Consider the following 14635-nt stretch of genomic DNA (forward strand, 5'->3'; position numbering starts at 1 on the left):
GGCGGTGATCGATGACCGGCCGCAGGTGCTCACTCCACCTTGGTGAGCAGTGGTTTCCCCTTCTCGACGACGTACGTGGCCAGTTCGACGGCGATGCCGTCGCCGACGTTGCGGGCCTGGTGGTGCACGCCGTACGGGACCGTCAGCGCGTCGCCGGGATTGCACACCATGGGCGGTTGCCCGTCCAGCCGGTATTCCAGCGTTCCCTGGAGAACGCAGATGATCTCCTCGCCGGGGTGGAAATGCTTGAACGGCGGCGAATCCGGAGTGAACTCCACCCGAGTCTGAATGACCTCCCGCCCGGGGATGCTGAGGTCGTGCCGTTGCAGATCGATCCGCCACAGCCCTGGTGCCGACTCCACCGCTGTGGGGCTGATCCCCGCGGGTCGATCCTTGGTGCTCATGACAGCCTCCTGTGAGCCGTCAGGCCGACGGCCGCTGCTCGAACTGGTGCATTCCAGTCGAGAATAGGTAGCCGCAGGCGATCAGGGGCGGGGATGCCGACACGGAGGCGGCAGCCGGGTTCACCGACGGGGCAACAGCCCTCGTTCGGTCATGTACGCGCGCAGCGTCTCGGCATCCCCGGGGGACATCAGCCAACGGGGGATCACGGTCGCCGGCATCCGGCCGACGTACACGACCCAGAAGTCTCCGGCGTCGCGCACCTGGGCAACCCCGTCCCAGGCGATGCCGCCGGACTCCGAGCCGCTGCGCATCATGATGTTGTCATCGGTGATGTCGTAGGCGCCCTCGACGGCGTAGTTACCGGAACGGCGTCGGGCGCGGGCCAGCACCCACGGCCGGTACAGCATCGACAGCACGCCGCCCACGACCAGCGCGGTCCATAGCGGTGAACTCCGCTCGCCCCACCCGAGCCCTCGCGAGACGACGAGACCGATGACCCCGACCGCGGTCAGGACCGCCCCGATGTAGCCGAATCTGCGGAGCCGGACGTTGCCGAGCGCCGCGGCCACCCGGCTCGGGTAGGCGGGATCGGCGGGGACGTCGAAACGGATGTGCACGCCAGAACGATAGTGCCTCCGCCCGCCCGGGAGAGCGCCTTGCCCCGCCCTACCTGGCCGGCTTCGGTCATCCGGGTGCGGCAGTCTGATGAGGTGAACGCCGACGACGTCAGAGTGCCCCGGGCCCAGGCGGGGTCGAGCCCGCAGCATCTGCTGACGACAGTGCTCGGCGAGTACCTCGACTCCTCCGACGCCGACCTGCCATCGGCCGCGGTCATCGCGATTCTGCGGGAGTTCGGGATCAGCGAGTCCAGTGCCCGTGCCGCGCTGTCCCGGCTGGTCAAGCGTGGTCTCATCGCGACGCGGAGGAAGGGCCGGTCGCCGGTCTACCACCTCACACCGCAGGCGATCGCCAAGCACCGCTCCCGGATGCGGCACTTCCTGAACTTCGGCTCCCACCCGACGCCCTGGACCGGCGAATGGGTGCTGGCCTCCTTCTCCGTTCCGAACGCCGGCCAGGCGTCCCGTCACGCGCTCCGCAGGTCGTTGACCGCACTGGGTTTCGTGGGCCTGTACGACAGCGTGTGGATCCGGCCGGGATCCGACGCCGCGCCAGCGCGGGAGGCGCTGCACGCGCTGCTGCACCACGTCGAGGGTGCCCGGTGGTCGGTCCTGCACGCCCGGTTCGACGAGGAGGCGGGGCTGCACGGGCCGGCTTCCGCGTACGACCTGACGAGCCTCGCGTCCGCGTACTCGATCTTCGTCGAGCAGTACGCGGAGCTGCGAGCGGCCGCGCGCAACGGGGAGGTGGACCCGGCCCGGGCGTTGGTGGCCCGGACCTCCGCGATGGATTCCTGGCGGAAGTTCGCCGACGTCGACCCGGACCTCCCCCCGCATCTGCTGCCGCAGCCCTGGCCCCGCCAGGAGGCCAGGGAGACCTTCCTCGACATCCACACCACGCTCGGCTCGCTCGCTCAGGCGCGTCTGATCGAGGTGGCAACTCCGCACTGGCCGGATGCCGCCTCGTGGATCACCCACTTTCAGGCGTCGAGGGATTCTTCGCGGCCGGAGCCGACCGGCGGAAAGCACGGCGGCGGCCCACTCGCCGGTGGATGACGTCGCGGCCGGTCAGAGTCAACCAGACATTGACACTTTTCATTGCGACAGTGATAGTAACTGCATACAGCTCCCATCGGAGCGCCTGCAGGGACCGCGGCCGGGCGGTCGCCGGCGCTGAATGAGCGGGCAGTGGCGACCGAGGGCACGGCCGCCGCGCGGGCCGCGACGCGTTCACGTCGACCGGATCCGTGGCCAGCGCTGACCACCTCTCGTCGGGGCGCGAGTGACACACCCGCCGCCGCAGGGAGCGCCACCGTGACTGTTCCTGGAGGATTCAATGAGAAGGCGAACCAAGATCTACGCGGGGCTGGCAGCCGCCATCGTCCCGGTGACCTCCGTGATCATGGCGCTGAGCGGGACCCCGGCGTCCGCGGCCATCGGCGGCTCCGGCCCCTATCCCGCGGACTACGAAACCTCGGCGACCCTGGCCAACCACACCATCTTCCGGCCGCAGACCCTCCCGTCCGAGCGCCTCCCGATCGTCGTGTGGGGCAACGGTGGCTGCTCGGCCAACGGGCTTTCCCAGGGCAACTTCCTGCGCGAGATCGCCTCCCACGGTTTCCTCGCCATCGCCAACGGCGGCCCGAACGCCTCCGGCTCCACCAACTCCCAGATGCTCACCCAGTCCATCGACTGGGCGATCGCGGAGAACTCCCGGCAGGGCAGCAAGTACTACAACAAGATCGACACGAGCAAGGTCGCGGTCGCGGGCTTCTCCTGCGGGGGCCTGGAGGCGTACGCCGTCTCGAACGACCCGCGCGTCACCACGACCGGCATCTTCAGCAGCGGTCTGCTAAACGACGCCGACGACTACCAGCTCCGGCGGCTGACCAAGCCGATCGCCTACTTCGTCGGCGGGCCCAGCGACATCGCCTACCCGAACGCGATCGACGACTGGGGCAAGCTGCCCGCCGGCCTGCCCGCCTTCATGGGCAACCTGAACGTCGGTCATGGCGGCACCTACGACCAGACCAACGGCGGTGAGTTCGGCCGCGTCGCGACCCTTTACTTCAAGTGGCGATTGAAGGGCGACACCACCGCCGGCCGCAACTTCGTCGGCGCCGACTGCGGTCTGTGCCGTACTCAGTGGAGCGTCCAGCAGAAGAACCTGACGCTCGACGACGGCACGCCACCCACCACGCCCCCGCCCACCACACCGCCACCGACCACGCCCCCGCCGACCGGCACGCCTGGCTGCGCAGCGGTCTTCGCGGTCCAGGACCAGTGGAACGGCGGCTTCGTCGCCAACGTCAGCGTCACCGCGGGGAACGCCGCGCTGACCGGCTGGCGGGTCACCCTCACCCTGCCGAGCGGCGCATCGGTCAGCTCGCTGTGGAACGGGGTCAGCAGCGGCACCAGCGGGACCATCACCGTCGCGAACCAGAGCTACAACGGACGACTGGCCGCAGGTCAGGCCACCAGTTTCGGCTTCCAGGGCACCGGCAGCGGCAGCGGAACCACAGCGAGTTGCGCCGCAAGCTGACGAGTGGTTCGGCGGGCGGGCGCCCCGGCACCGGCCCGCCGAACCCCGCCGGATGGGGAAGACTGGCGCGCATGGCTGAACTGAGTGATGCGAAGGCCGCCCTGCACTACTACCTCCGGCGGCAGCGCGAAGGCCTCGTCTGGAAGCTCGACGGGCTCAGCGAACGGGAGGTCAGGTTGCCCCGCACGGCGACCGGCAACAACCTGCTGGGTGCGGTCAAGCACTGCCTCAACGTCGAGGCCGGCTACTTCGGGGTCACCTTCGGCCGCGAGTTCGCGACGCCCGACGAGCTGGTCCCCCTGTCGGCGTTCGACGAGGACCCGCAGGCCGACTGGTACGCCCGCGAGGACGAGACGAAGGACGGGCTGATCGACCTGTACCGCCGGGTCGGCGCGTTCGCCGACCAAACGATCGACCAGCTCCCGCTCGACGCGCCGGGGCAGGTGCCGTGGTGGCAGCCAGGTCGGCAGGACGTGACGCTACAGCGGATCATCCTCCACGTGACCTGCGATCTCGCCCGGCACGCCGGGCACGCCGACATCATGCGCGAACAGCACGACACGGCGGTCGGCCTCCGGGAGGACAGCAGCAGCATCCCCGACGACTACGACTGGCCGGCGTATGTCAGCAAGCTGACGAAGCTCGCGGACCGCTTCGGGTGATCGGCGAAGCTGTCGACGTGCAAGACGACCTCAACCAGATCGAAGCGGCTCTCCGGGGCACGCCACTGGCCGGCCTGCCGATCGGGCACGGCCCGTCGGGCACGATCCTCGTCGCCGACGTCGACCCCGACCGCCTGTACGAGGTCTGGCAGGCCGCCGAGGCGCTGGTCCCGGTCACCGGACGCCGGCCCGTCATGGTCACCGACGACTTCGACGACGCGCTGACGATCCGGTCCGAGCCCGAGCAGGGTCCGTCGGAGTCGGAGCTGCGGGCGTTCGTCGAGGCGGCGGCGTCTTCCGAACCCTGGCTGACGTTCCGGCACTACAGCGAGGACCAACACGTCGACGAGGACGAGATCGGGTTCTACGCGCGGGGCACGACCGGCGTCGACCTGACCGCCCTGGTGCCGGACGTGGTGGTGCCGACACCGCTGCCGGTGCTGGAGCGGGCGCTGTACGACCGGCTGCTCGCCGACGCCGACCTGCACGCCGAGGTGCTGGGCAACGTGCGGCTCGTGACGCAGACCGAGTACTGGTACACGCCGGACAGCGTCCTGCTCATGTTGCTACCCACCACCGACGTCCGCGGCTCGGCGTACTGGGTGGACTTCCACGGTGCGCTCACCGAGGAGGACCGCCAGCGGCTCGCCGAGGTGCTGGCGCGGTGGCGGCACCGGTGGGACGCCCGCCTGGTCGCCTCGTGGGACACCATGCTGCAGTTCCAGGTGGGGCGTCGCCCCACGCCCGGTGACGAGGCGTGGGCTGCCGCCGGTCAGCTCATGGCGCTCGCTCCGAACCTCGAACTGAGCCGATGGGAGGTCGCCGTCGCCCTGCCGGCCGGTGACGCCTGGTTCGTCCACAACCGACCCTGATCGACACGGTCCCCACGCGGCTCAGCCCTCGTCAACCCCCGCGACCGTGACGGTACGGGAGACTTCCCGGATCAGATCGAGCGGTTCCTCGGTCCAGTGGGAGGCGAGGACGAGTTCCCGGGCCGGGTCGACCCACAGCAGGTGTCGTCCGCCGTTGCCCCGGGCGCTGCGGCCGGTCGCCGGAGCGCCGGGCCACGGCACCTGCTCGTCGTTGAGCCACCACAGGTAGCCGTACTCCTGTTTGACCGGGCACGGGGCCCAGGACTGGTCGACCCATCCGGCGCTGAGCAGCCGGGTCCCCTCATGGGTGCCGCGGTCCAGGAAGAGCTGACCGATCAGGGCCAGGTCCCGGGCCGGGACGATCAGTCCCCCGCCCCAGTGCGCGCCGCCGGAGACCACCTCGACCCGGTGTCCGTCGAGGTCGACGACGCTCGTCGAGTACCCGTGCCACGACCACCGGTCCGACGCGCCCATCGGGTCCATGACCCGCTCCCGCAGCACCTCCGGCAGCGCCCTGCGAAACAGCAGCGTCAGCGCGTAGGCGAGCAGGTTCATCCGTACGTCGTTGTACGCCCACCCCTGGCCCGGGGGTGTGCCGTGCACCTCGGTCCGCTCGCGGAAGCTCTGCGCGTCGACGCTCGTCGGCTTGCCCCACAGCTCGCCCTCCCACTGGCTCGACTGCTGCAGCAGATGACGCCAGGTGATCTGCTCGTTGTGCGGCCCCCGGAACTCAGGTACGTCGACGACCTGGTGCACCGGTTGGTCCGGCACCAGCAGCCCGTCGTCGAAGGCCAGGCCGGCCACCACCGACACGACCGACTTGGTGACGCTGAACGCCATCTCCGGGACGTCCGGGTCGCCCCAGGCCGCGACCTCCCGACCGCCGACCCGGACGACACCACTGGCTCCGCTGGCGGCACGCAGCGGGCCGACGACCTCGCGGTGGCTCGCGTCGGCGACCTGTGCGGCCAGGTAGGCCCTGATGTCGGCGGCGTCTCTGGTCCACCGGGCACCGAACTCCTGGAGGATCCGCTCCAGCCGTTGCCTATCCACCGCCACGTCACCCATGCCCAGCAGTGTCCACCACCCCCGCCGCCGGCCGAGCGGGCCGTGATCAGCCACATAGGATCGGGCGACCTCGTACGCCGGGAATGAGGAGCGTCCCCGTGACCCTGCTGGAACGTCTGCACCTGGCCGGTATGCGCGAGGTCGTCGCCGTGCGACCGGTGACCGGTGGGCTCGCGGCTCTCGCCGGCATCGCCACCCGCCGCGATGCCCCGCCGGTGTTCGTCAAGGCATTCGCCGACCCGCCGGCCGACGACGTCTTCGCCGCCGAGGCCGAGGGGCTGGCCGCACTGCGCGACCTGGGCGGCGTGGCGACACCCGAGGTCATCCTGGCGGATCGGGACGTGCTGGTGTTGTCGGTGTTGAGCGAGAGGCCGCGCAGCGAGGCTTTCTGGGAGCAGTTCGCCCACCTGCTCGCCCGCCTGCACCTGAACACCACCCATCCCCGTTTCGGCTGGCACCAGGACAACTGGCTGGGCCGACGCCGTCAGGTCAACACGTGGAACGACGACGGCTTCGCCTTCTTCGCCGAGCACCGGCTGCTGCGTTGGCTCGACGAGCCCCGCGTCGAGGCCGCGCTCGACGCGGAGGACCGGTCGGCGTTGGAACGGCTCTGCGACCGGCTGCCCGACCTGCTTCCCGAGCGCCCGGCGTGCCTGACGCACGGCGACCTGTGGGCGCAGAACGTCCTCGCCACCGCGCACGGAGAGCCGGCGCTGATCGACCCGGCCGTGTCGTACGTCTGGGCCGAGGTCGACCTCGCGCACGTCTGGTCCACCTCGCCTCCGCCCGAGGCACGACGGATGTTCGACGTCTACGCGGAGCTGACCTCGCTCGACGCCGACTGGGAAGCCCGGATGCCGGTCATCCAGCTGCGACAACACCTCGCCGTGCTGGCCCAGTTCGACGACGACTGGGGCGCGGCCGACCAGATCCGCGGCGTCCTTGCCCCGTTCCGGACGCGATCCTGATCGAAGTGCCCGGCGGCCGACCACGGAGACCGGCCCGGCCAGCCGATGTCGCCCGACGGCCGCCGAGACCCGCGAGCGGAGCGGGGCCGGGCCCTCGTTTACGGTGACCCACTGGAATGGGGGGTGGATCATGGCACCGGAGATGTCGCCACGAAGGGCCAGGGCCGTGCTCGTCACGCTCTCCCTGGCCGCGTTCGCGTTCATCACGACCGAGCTGCTGCCCGTCGGTCTGCTGACCCGCATCGCACCCGATCTGGACCGGTCCCGCTCACAGGTGGGCCTGCTGGTCAGTGGGTACGCAGTCGTGGTGGTGCTGGCGTCCGTGCCGCTGACCCGACTGACCCAGCGGGTCCCCCGGCGGCACCTGCTCGGCGTCACGATGCTCCTGTTCGCCGCCGCCAACGCCGGCGCCGCGCTCGCGCCGACGTACGCCGCACTGGCCGGCACCCGCCTGGTGACCGCCCTCGCCCAGGCGCTGTTCTGGTCCGTCGCCACGGCGACCGTGATCGGACCGTTCCCGGTCGCGGTGCGCGGTCGGGCGGTGGCGCTGTTCGCGACCGGGGCGACGCTCGCCCCGGTGCTCGGCGTACCTCTCGGCACCTGGCTCGGGCAGCAGGCCGGCTGGCGGGCGGCGTTCGCGGTGCTGGCCGGGATCGGGGTGGCGATCGCCGCCGCGGTGCTGTTCCTTCTGCCCTCCTATCCCCCGGCCGCCGGCGGCGCCGCCCGGGGCAGCGCCCCGGACGGCCGTCGCTTTGCGGTCCTGCTGACCGCCACGGCCCTCGGCATCGGCGGCTTCATGACCCTGCAGACCTACGTGACACCGTTCCTGCTCGACGTCAGTGGCTTCGCCGACGCGGTGCTGGCGCCGTTGCTGTTCGTCTCCGGCGCGGCCGGCGTCGTCGGCACCCTGGTCGCGGCCCGCACTCTGGACACCCGACCGATCGCTTCGCTGCTGACGCCGCTCGGTATCGGCACGGCCTCGCTGCTCGGGCTGCACGTGCTCGGCGCGCTCAAGCCGGGCGTGGTCGCGCTTCTCGCCGGGATCGGCCTCGCGTACGCGGCGTTCGGCTCCGCCGTACAGAACCGGATGCTGCACCTGGCCCCGGGCAGCACCGACATCGCGTCGGCCGGGGTGAGCGTCGCCTTCAACGCCGGCATCGCCGGTGGGTCACTGCTCGGCGGCGCGCTCCTGCCCACCTCGGGGGCACGCCCGCTGGCGCTCGCCGGCGGACTGCTGACGCTGGCCGCCCTCACTCTGCTCGCCGTGGACACCCGTCGCCACCACACCGCACCCGCCAGCCGTGTCTCCGACCCCTCTGGGCGGAGCACCTAGAGCGCCGGCCGGCCCGCGGTGGTACCCGGCATCGCCCGGCGGCGTCGTCGGGCGGGTGATCGGCGGGACACCAGGTAGCCGGTCCCGGCGGCGGCCAGGCCGGCGAGACCGGCCGCCGCGAAACCGGCCGCCGGCGCGGAGAGGTCGATCGCCACACCGACCAGCGGGGATCCGAGCGCGAAACCGGCGCTCTGCGCCGACGACTGCAGACCCGTCACCTCGCCGCGTGCGCCGGGCGGCGCCAGGCGGCTCACCGCGTCGGCGACCGAGCCGAGGGTCGGCGCGGTGAGGAGACCGCTTCCCACGACGGCCACGCACAGCCAGGGCCAGTCGTAAGCCAGCCCGGCGGGAATCGTCACGAGCCCGAGCAGGGCGAGCAGCAGCCAGGTGGGCAGGGGCCGGGGCAGCGCGCCGTAGACCAGCCCGCCGATGACCGACGACAGGCCGAACACCACGACGACCACGGCGGCCCAGGACACCTGACCCACCTCTCGCAGCGTGGCGACGATGGCGAGGTCGACGCCGCTGAGCAGCGTCGTCGTCCCGAAGGCCATTGTCAGCGCGGCGATCATCCTCGCGCTCAACCACTGCCGCCGTGGTGGTCGTTCCGCCGCGGCGGCCTCCGCCTCGTCCCGGGCGTGCATCGGTGGGTTGAGCAGGGCGATGCCGACGCCGCCGGCCAGGATCGCGGCGCCGACCCCCCAGGCCACCACGTCGGGGGACACCGTCGCCGCGCCGAGGATCACCACCGCCGGCCCCACGATGTACGACAGCTCGCCCTGCACGGCTTCCAGCGCGAACGCGGCCCGGCGTTGCTTCGACGTCGTCATCGCGGCGATCGCCTGCCTGCTCACCGCCTGGGCCGGCACCATCAGCAGGCCCGCCACGAAGCTGGCGACCAGCAGGAACCCGTACGGCAGGACCGGCACGGCCAGCCAGAACACGACCTGCGCGCCGGCGGTCACCAGCAGGACGGGACGCAGCCCCCGCGAGTCGATCATGCGGCCGAGCAGCGGCCCGCCCAGTGCCACTCCGGCGGTCAGGGCCGCCGCGACCCCACCCGCTGCCGCATAACTCAGCTCCAGGCCGAGGACGACGAAGAGGGTGAGCGCCATCACGTCGGCGGTTATCGCGGTACGGGCGAGCAGCGAGACACCCAGCAGAGGTGCCATCCCTGGCACGGCGAGCACCTGCCGGTAACTGGTCACCCGCCCGACGCTAGCCCCGTCCGCACGCCATAAGAAGACGCCATCTTGTTGAGGCTGGCATAATGACTGCTTATGGCAAGGGACCTGGAGACCGCATTGCTGCGGTCGTTCGTCGCCGCCGTACGGGAAGGCAGCATCAGCCGTGCCGCGACCGCCCTGGGGCAGACCCAGCCCGGTCTCAGTCAACAGCTGCGCAAGCTCGAGACCGTCGTCGGTCGACCGCTGCTGCACCGGTCGTCGACCGGTGTCTCGCCGACCCGGGCGGGCGAAGAGATCCTGCCGTACGCCGAACGCATCCTCTCGCTCTCCGCACAGGCACTCGCCGAGACCGGCCGGGCGCTCACCGGCCACTGTGGCGTCGGGTTGCTCGAAGACCTGGCCGCGTCCCACCTTCCGCAGGCCCTCGCCGACCTCGCCCGGCTGCATCCCGGCGCGACGCTGGAGGTGCTCAGCTGCTCCAACGCCGCCATGCGGGAGGCGTACGACGCGGGGCGCGTCCAACTCGTGCTCGACGCGGTACCGGACATCCCCGGGCCGCCGCGCTGGACGGTGCGCGCCCCGCTGGTCTGGGCGACCGGGCAGGGTGTGGACGTGTCCGCCGACCCGCTGCCGGTGGTGCTCTTCTCCAACCCGTGCTCCTGGCGTACGTCGGTGCTGGACGCCCTGGAGCGCGCCGATCGGCGCTGGCGGGTGGCCTTCGAGAGCAACAGCCTGGTCGGGGTGCTCGCCGCGGTACGGGCCGGGCTCGGCGTGGCGGCGCTCATGCCCGCGAACCTCGAACCGGCCATGATCTGCCGGGACACCGATGCCCTGCCCGTCCTGCCGGACGTCGAGTTCGGTCTCGCCCGGCACCCCCGCACCGATGGTGATCCGCTGATCGACGCCGTGGAGACCGTGCTCCGTCGCCTCGTCTGAGTACGCGCCTGGGCGGCCCGGCCGCCCTGCTCACCCACGACGGTCGGCTCCTCTGACGGGAAGCCGAGGTCAGGCCAGCACCGCTGGCAGCACCAGCAGGGCGAAGCGGATCACCCGCCCGGAGAGGCAGGCGACGGCGAACTCCCAGCGTCGAAGGCCCACGGTGCCGGCGGCGAGGCTGACGACGGCCAGCGGCGGAACCCCGACCGCGGCGGAGGCCAGCACTGTCGGCAGGGCCGTGCGGCGGCGGGATAGCCAGCGTCGGATCGGCTCGGTCCACCGCGCGGCCCGAGTCGCCGCGCGAGGTGACTGTGCCCGCTTCGCGACCTTCAGGGCCAGCCGCCCCGAACCACGACGCGCCGACTCGAACAGCAGCAGCTTGCCGGCGGTCTGCCCGAGCGCCAGGGCGAGCACGGCGACGAGTGCGTGGCCGCCACGCTGCCCGGCGACCACGGCGTAGGCCTCGGCGTTGACGATCGGGACGAGCGCCGACGCGACACCGTAGCCGAGCGCCACCACGGCCTCGGCGAGGCTGCTCATGCCCGGCCGTCCCGTTCGAGCAGCCGGGCCACCGCTGCGACCGACCACAGCTTGACCGCCACGACGGCGACGGCGACGCCCAGCGCGAGCAGGTACTGCCCGAACGCGATGGCGCCGATGACGCCGGCGGTGTTGGCGACCTTGGCCAGCGGCGACCAGTTCAACGCCCAGACCCGTCGGTCGACCAGGTGGAAGTAATTGGGGCTGAGCACCGGCCAGCACAGGAACGCCAGCGACAGCATGGTGTCCAGCACCAGGAACGAGAGCAGGAAGACCAGGGCCACGACCGCGACGTCCGGCACCAGGGAAACCAGGCCCACGCAGAGTACGGCGGTGCAGGCCCGGTCGCTCACGATGTCGAAGACGGCCCCCGCCCGGGTCTCCTGGCCGAGTTGGCGGGCGGCCCAGCCGTCGAGCACGTCACCGAGCCAGTAGATACCGTACGATACCGCCATCAATGCCACCGACCCGGAGACGAGGGCCAGGATCCCGACGGTGACAGCGGCGACCGTGCGAACGGCGGTGATGTAGTTGGGAACCGTACGAAGCGGGCCGACGGTGATGGCGATGCGGGAGTCGACGAGAGTCACCTCCGCAGACTCGTCCGGTAAGCGTTCTCGCGGAACGAGCCGTGGTGCCGTTCCAGCTCCGAGGGCGGTACCGGGGTGCCGGACGATCCGGTACCCGGGTACTGGCCGGTCTTCCGGCCCGTCACGGAGACTGTGCTGGTGCTGACTGGAATCCGCGAACGGCTGCGCGACCCCGGGCGGGTGCGCCGGCTCGCGTACGCTGCGACGGCCTTGATCATCGCCGCTGTGGTCACCACTGTCGACGGAGGTCTCGCCGTTGCGGCGGGTTGGGCGTGGCTGGTGCTGCCGGTCGGCCTCGGCGCGATAACGCTGCGCCCCCGCTACCGGGCACTGGTGTTCGCGGTCTGCGCCGGGTTCGCGGCGCTGGTCAGCACCGGAGAATCGGTGCAGTTGGGCCTCGTGGCCGCCGCCCTCGTGTTCGTCTCGACCTGTGAAGACCCGGCACGACGGCCATGGATGGGCTGGGTGGGTGGCCTGATCGGCGCGGCCGGCGCCCTCGCTGTCGCGCTGATGAACCAGCGCGGGCTGTACGAGCAGCCGTTCGTCTTCGTGGCGGCCGGCTATCTCCTGGCGACCCTGTTGCGATCGTGGTCGCACAGCTATGCCCTCACGCAGGAGACGGACCAGCTACGCGGCCAGGCGGCCTGGCTCGAGCAGCGCACCAACCTTGCCCGTGAGCTGCACGACGTGGTCGGTCACCACGTCACCGCCATGGTGGTGCAGGCGGAGGCGGGTCAGCTCGGTGACGACCCGGGCGCGGCGCTGCGCGCGGTCGCGGACAGCGGACGCACCGCACTGAGCGAGCTCGATGCGCTCGTCGTGCACCTGCGCGATCCCGACGCGGCTATCGCGGTGAGCGCGCCGCCGCGCCTGTCCGACATCGACGAGCTGCTGGCGCAGCCACTGCGCCAGCAGGGCGTGGCGGTGCGGGTCGAGCTGGACGCCGACCCGGGCCTGGACGAGATCGGGGTGTTGACCGCCTACCGCATCGCCCAGGAAGCCCTCACCAACATCGCCCGGCACGCGAAAGCCACAGCGGCCTGGGTGGAGCTGGTCCGCGTCGGCGACCACGCCCGCCTGCGGGTCAGCGACGACGGAATCGGGCTCCCCCATGCCCCCACCAACCGCTCGGGCCTGCTCGGCATCGGCGAACGCGTGTCCGCACGCGGCGGAAGCTGGGAGCTGAGCCAGCGCCCCGGTGGCGGCACCATGCTCCAGGCCAACCTGCCGGTGGCGAACCCGTGATCCGGGTCGCGATCGCCGACGACCAGGAACTGGTTCGGGACGGCTTCAGCCTGATCCTGCGATCTCAACCCGACATCCAGGTCGCGGCCGAGGCGGCCGACGGGCGGCAGTTCCTCGACGCCGTACGTCGCGACTCCCGCATCGACGTCGCACTCGTCGACATCCGCATGCCGGTACTCGACGGCCTGCAAGCCACTCGCGAGCTGGCCAGAATCCCACACGCGCCGGCCGTCATCGTCGTCACCACCTTCGACGACGACGCCTACGTCCTGGACGCCATCGCCGCCGGCGCCCGCGGATTCCTGCTCAAGCGGTCCAGCGCCCGCGACCTCATCGCCGCCGTGCGCACCGTCGCGGCCGGCGAGGCGGTCCTCTCCGCCGAGGTCACCGGCGCCGTACTCGACCGGGTCCGCGCCACCGGGCCGGCCACCCGGGTGGAGTTGACGGCCTACCAGCTGACCGCTCGGGAGACCGACGTGCTCGCCCTGATCGGCGCCGGGCTCAACAACAACGAGATCGCCGAGCGCCTCTACCTGTCGATGAGCACCGTCAAGACCCACGTGACAAACGTGCTGGCCAAGACCGGCAGCCGTGATCGTGTGGGAGCCGCCATCCTGGCGATCCAGGCTGGCCTCACACCGTGACTCAGGAGCCGGCGCGTGCCAGCCGGCTTCCCGGGCTGGCCTGTCTGCCGCCACCCGGTCAGCGGCTGAGGGTCGTAGGGTTGCGGTATGGCACAACGACTCGTGAGCGTATGGCAACCGTTCTTCCTTGCTAGCGAGAGTCGGAGCGCGGCCATCGACGCCGCGACCGAGTTGGAGGGCCTGGGGTATTCCCGAATCTGGTTCTCCGGTGGTTTCGGCGAGAACGTCGCCCCCCGCTTCCGGGAGATCCTGGACGGGACCACGCGCATCGGGGTCGCGACCGGGATCGTCAGCATCTGGCACTCGTCGCCGCCCGAGGCGGCGGCGTTCGCCCAGGACGCTGAGCAGGCGCATCCCGGCAGGTTCCTGCTCGGTCTCGGCGCCAGCCACGCGGTGGTCGTGGAGAGCGGCGGCACCGACTACCGCAAGCCGTACTCACGGATGGTCGATTACCTCGACGGCCTCGACGCGGCCGGGCTTACGCCCGAGCGGCGCATCCTGGCGGCGCTGGGCCCCCGGATGCTCGAACTCTCCCGCGACCGCTCGACCGGCGCGCACCCGTACTTCGTCCCTGCCGAGCACACCGCGCAGGCCCGGGCGGCAATCGGGCCCGACCGGCTGCTCGCCCCCGAGGTCGCCGTGGTCCTCGACGCGGACGCCACCACGGCCCGCGCCACCGCCCGCCAGTACACGAGGGGGTATCTCGCGCTACCGAACTACACCAACAACCTGCGGCGATTCGGCTGGACCGACGAGGACTTCGCCGACGGCGGCAGTGACCGCCTCGTCGACGCCCTGATCCCGTGGGGCACCGTCGAAGAGGTGGTGGCCGGGTTGGAGAAGCACTACCAGGCCGGCGCGGACGAGGTGGCGATCCAGGTGCTCAACGGAGGCGACGACACGGCGTTCCCCGCCGACGCGTTCCGCGCCCTCGGCGCAGCCCTGATCTGACCTCCGGGAGGGACGAACGCGTGATCGGTGACCGGTGGGGGGTGACCAGGAACGAGACGACACGGCCCTATCCCT

General features: G+C 71.4%; 16 protein-coding genes. 10 read left to right on the forward strand and 6 right to left on the reverse strand.

Annotation, left to right across the window (positions count from 1 at the left end; translation table 11 throughout):
- Positions 1-29 precede the first annotated feature (29 nt).
- Positions 30-404, reverse strand: a complete 375-nt coding sequence (locus tag ACZ6NZ_RS12075) for a cupin domain-containing protein (RefSeq protein ID WP_355006953.1) — start codon at positions 402-404, stop codon at positions 30-32.
- A gap of 120 nt (positions 405-524) precedes the next feature.
- The gene (locus ACZ6NZ_RS12080) at positions 525-1022 is read right to left on the reverse strand and encodes a YcxB family protein (RefSeq protein WP_366607638.1); all 498 of its coding nucleotides are present in this window, start codon (positions 1020-1022) and stop codon (positions 525-527) included.
- A 93-nt stretch (positions 1023-1115) separates the two neighbouring features.
- On the opposite strand from ACZ6NZ_RS12080, the gene ACZ6NZ_RS12085 reads away from it, so the two are divergent.
- The 4 genes from ACZ6NZ_RS12085 (at position 1116) to ACZ6NZ_RS12100 (ending at position 5098) form a co-directional block, all read left to right on the forward strand.
- Positions 1116-2078 (forward strand): PaaX family transcriptional regulator, encoded by a 963-nt coding sequence (locus ACZ6NZ_RS12085; protein ID WP_465858179.1) that lies wholly within the window; start codon positions 1116-1118, stop codon positions 2076-2078.
- A gap of 280 nt (positions 2079-2358) precedes the next feature.
- Complete coding sequence (locus tag ACZ6NZ_RS12090) at positions 2359-3564, forward strand: cellulose binding domain-containing protein (RefSeq protein ID WP_465858181.1); 1206 nt, start codon at positions 2359-2361, stop codon at positions 3562-3564.
- Between the two features lie 71 nt (positions 3565-3635).
- Positions 3636-4226, forward strand: coding sequence for a DinB family protein (locus ACZ6NZ_RS12095; RefSeq protein ID WP_465858183.1), 591 nt, complete (start codon positions 3636-3638; stop codon positions 4224-4226).
- A gap of 17 nt (positions 4227-4243) precedes the next feature.
- A complete protein-coding gene (locus ACZ6NZ_RS12100; RefSeq protein ID WP_465858185.1) occupies positions 4244-5098 on the forward strand; it encodes a DUF4253 domain-containing protein in 855 nt (284 codons plus the stop codon).
- 21 nt (positions 5099-5119) lie between these two features.
- Here ACZ6NZ_RS12100 and ACZ6NZ_RS12105 read toward each other — a convergent pair whose 3' ends face one another.
- Positions 5120-6166, reverse strand: coding sequence for a serine hydrolase domain-containing protein (locus ACZ6NZ_RS12105; protein WP_465858187.1), 1047 nt, complete (start codon positions 6164-6166; stop codon positions 5120-5122).
- Positions 6167-6264: 98 nt separating this feature from the next.
- Here ACZ6NZ_RS12105 and ACZ6NZ_RS12110 point away from each other — a divergent pair, with 98 nt between their 5' ends.
- The gene (locus ACZ6NZ_RS12110) at positions 6265-7134 is read left to right on the forward strand and encodes a fructosamine kinase family protein (RefSeq protein ID WP_465858189.1); all 870 of its coding nucleotides are present in this window, start codon (positions 6265-6267) and stop codon (positions 7132-7134) included.
- A 130-nt stretch (positions 7135-7264) separates the two neighbouring features.
- Positions 7265-8467, forward strand: a complete 1203-nt coding sequence (locus ACZ6NZ_RS12115; RefSeq protein ID WP_465858191.1) for an MFS transporter — start codon at positions 7265-7267, stop codon at positions 8465-8467.
- On the opposite strand, the gene ACZ6NZ_RS12120 is transcribed toward ACZ6NZ_RS12115, so the two are convergent.
- Positions 8464-9675, reverse strand: coding sequence for an MFS transporter (locus ACZ6NZ_RS12120; RefSeq protein ID WP_465858193.1), 1212 nt, complete (start codon positions 9673-9675; stop codon positions 8464-8466). The genes ACZ6NZ_RS12115 and ACZ6NZ_RS12120 overlap by 4 nt on opposite strands.
- 72 nt (positions 9676-9747) lie before the next feature.
- Between ACZ6NZ_RS12120 and ACZ6NZ_RS12125 the strand changes: the two genes are divergently transcribed.
- Complete coding sequence (locus tag ACZ6NZ_RS12125) at positions 9748-10590, forward strand: LysR family transcriptional regulator (protein ID WP_366607623.1); 843 nt, start codon at positions 9748-9750, stop codon at positions 10588-10590.
- 69 nt (positions 10591-10659) lie between these two features.
- Here ACZ6NZ_RS12125 and ACZ6NZ_RS12130 read toward each other — a convergent pair whose 3' ends face one another.
- Both ACZ6NZ_RS12130 and ACZ6NZ_RS12135 read right to left on the reverse strand, forming a co-directional pair.
- The gene (locus ACZ6NZ_RS12130) at positions 10660-11130 is read right to left on the reverse strand and encodes a hypothetical protein (protein WP_465858195.1); all 471 of its coding nucleotides are present in this window, start codon (positions 11128-11130) and stop codon (positions 10660-10662) included.
- On the reverse strand, positions 11127-11720 hold the full coding sequence (locus ACZ6NZ_RS12135; protein ID WP_465858197.1) for a CDP-alcohol phosphatidyltransferase family protein: 594 nt from the start codon (positions 11718-11720) through the stop codon (positions 11127-11129). The genes ACZ6NZ_RS12130 and ACZ6NZ_RS12135 overlap by 4 nt, the downstream gene beginning before the upstream one ends.
- A 138-nt stretch (positions 11721-11858) precedes the next feature.
- Here ACZ6NZ_RS12135 and ACZ6NZ_RS12140 point away from each other — a divergent pair, with 138 nt between their 5' ends.
- The 3 genes from ACZ6NZ_RS12140 (at position 11859) to ACZ6NZ_RS12150 (ending at position 14560) form a co-directional block, all read left to right on the forward strand.
- Positions 11859-12965 (forward strand): sensor histidine kinase, encoded by a 1107-nt coding sequence (locus tag ACZ6NZ_RS12140; protein ID WP_465858199.1) that lies wholly within the window; start codon positions 11859-11861, stop codon positions 12963-12965.
- Positions 12962-13609 carry a response regulator transcription factor gene (locus tag ACZ6NZ_RS12145; protein ID WP_366607617.1) on the forward strand — a complete coding sequence of 216 codons (648 nt, stop codon included), beginning with the start codon at positions 12962-12964 and terminating at the stop codon, positions 13607-13609. Before ACZ6NZ_RS12140 ends, ACZ6NZ_RS12145 begins: the two co-directional genes overlap by 4 nt.
- A gap of 87 nt (positions 13610-13696) precedes the next feature.
- Positions 13697-14560 (forward strand): TIGR03620 family F420-dependent LLM class oxidoreductase, encoded by an 864-nt coding sequence (locus ACZ6NZ_RS12150; RefSeq protein ID WP_366607615.1) that lies wholly within the window; start codon positions 13697-13699, stop codon positions 14558-14560.
- Positions 14561-14635 lie beyond the last annotated feature (75 nt).

Source organism: Micromonospora sp. NPDC047756 (assembly GCF_055587245.1).

What these genes read in the sequence shown, in the direction of transcription:
- ACZ6NZ_RS12115 (WP_465858191.1), top strand. Translation starts at nt 7,265, where the DNA reads ATGGCACCGGAGATGTCGCCACGAAGGGCCAGGGCCGTGCTCGTCACG.
- ACZ6NZ_RS12075 (WP_355006953.1), bottom strand. Translation starts at nt 404, where the DNA reads ATGAGCACCAAGGATCGACCCGCGGGGATCAGCCCCACAGCGGTGGAG.
- ACZ6NZ_RS12090 (WP_465858181.1), top strand. Translation starts at nt 2,359, where the DNA reads ATGAGAAGGCGAACCAAGATCTACGCGGGGCTGGCAGCCGCCATCGTC.
- ACZ6NZ_RS12125 (WP_366607623.1), top strand. Translation starts at nt 9,748, where the DNA reads ATGGCAAGGGACCTGGAGACCGCATTGCTGCGGTCGTTCGTCGCCGCC.
- ACZ6NZ_RS12130 (WP_465858195.1), bottom strand. Translation starts at nt 11,130, where the DNA reads ATGAGCAGCCTCGCCGAGGCCGTGGTGGCGCTCGGCTACGGTGTCGCG.
- ACZ6NZ_RS12105 (WP_465858187.1), bottom strand. Translation starts at nt 6,166, where the DNA reads ATGGGTGACGTGGCGGTGGATAGGCAACGGCTGGAGCGGATCCTCCAG.
- ACZ6NZ_RS12095 (WP_465858183.1), top strand. Translation starts at nt 3,636, where the DNA reads ATGGCTGAACTGAGTGATGCGAAGGCCGCCCTGCACTACTACCTCCGG.
- ACZ6NZ_RS12150 (WP_366607615.1), top strand. Translation starts at nt 13,697, where the DNA reads ATGGCACAACGACTCGTGAGCGTATGGCAACCGTTCTTCCTTGCTAGC.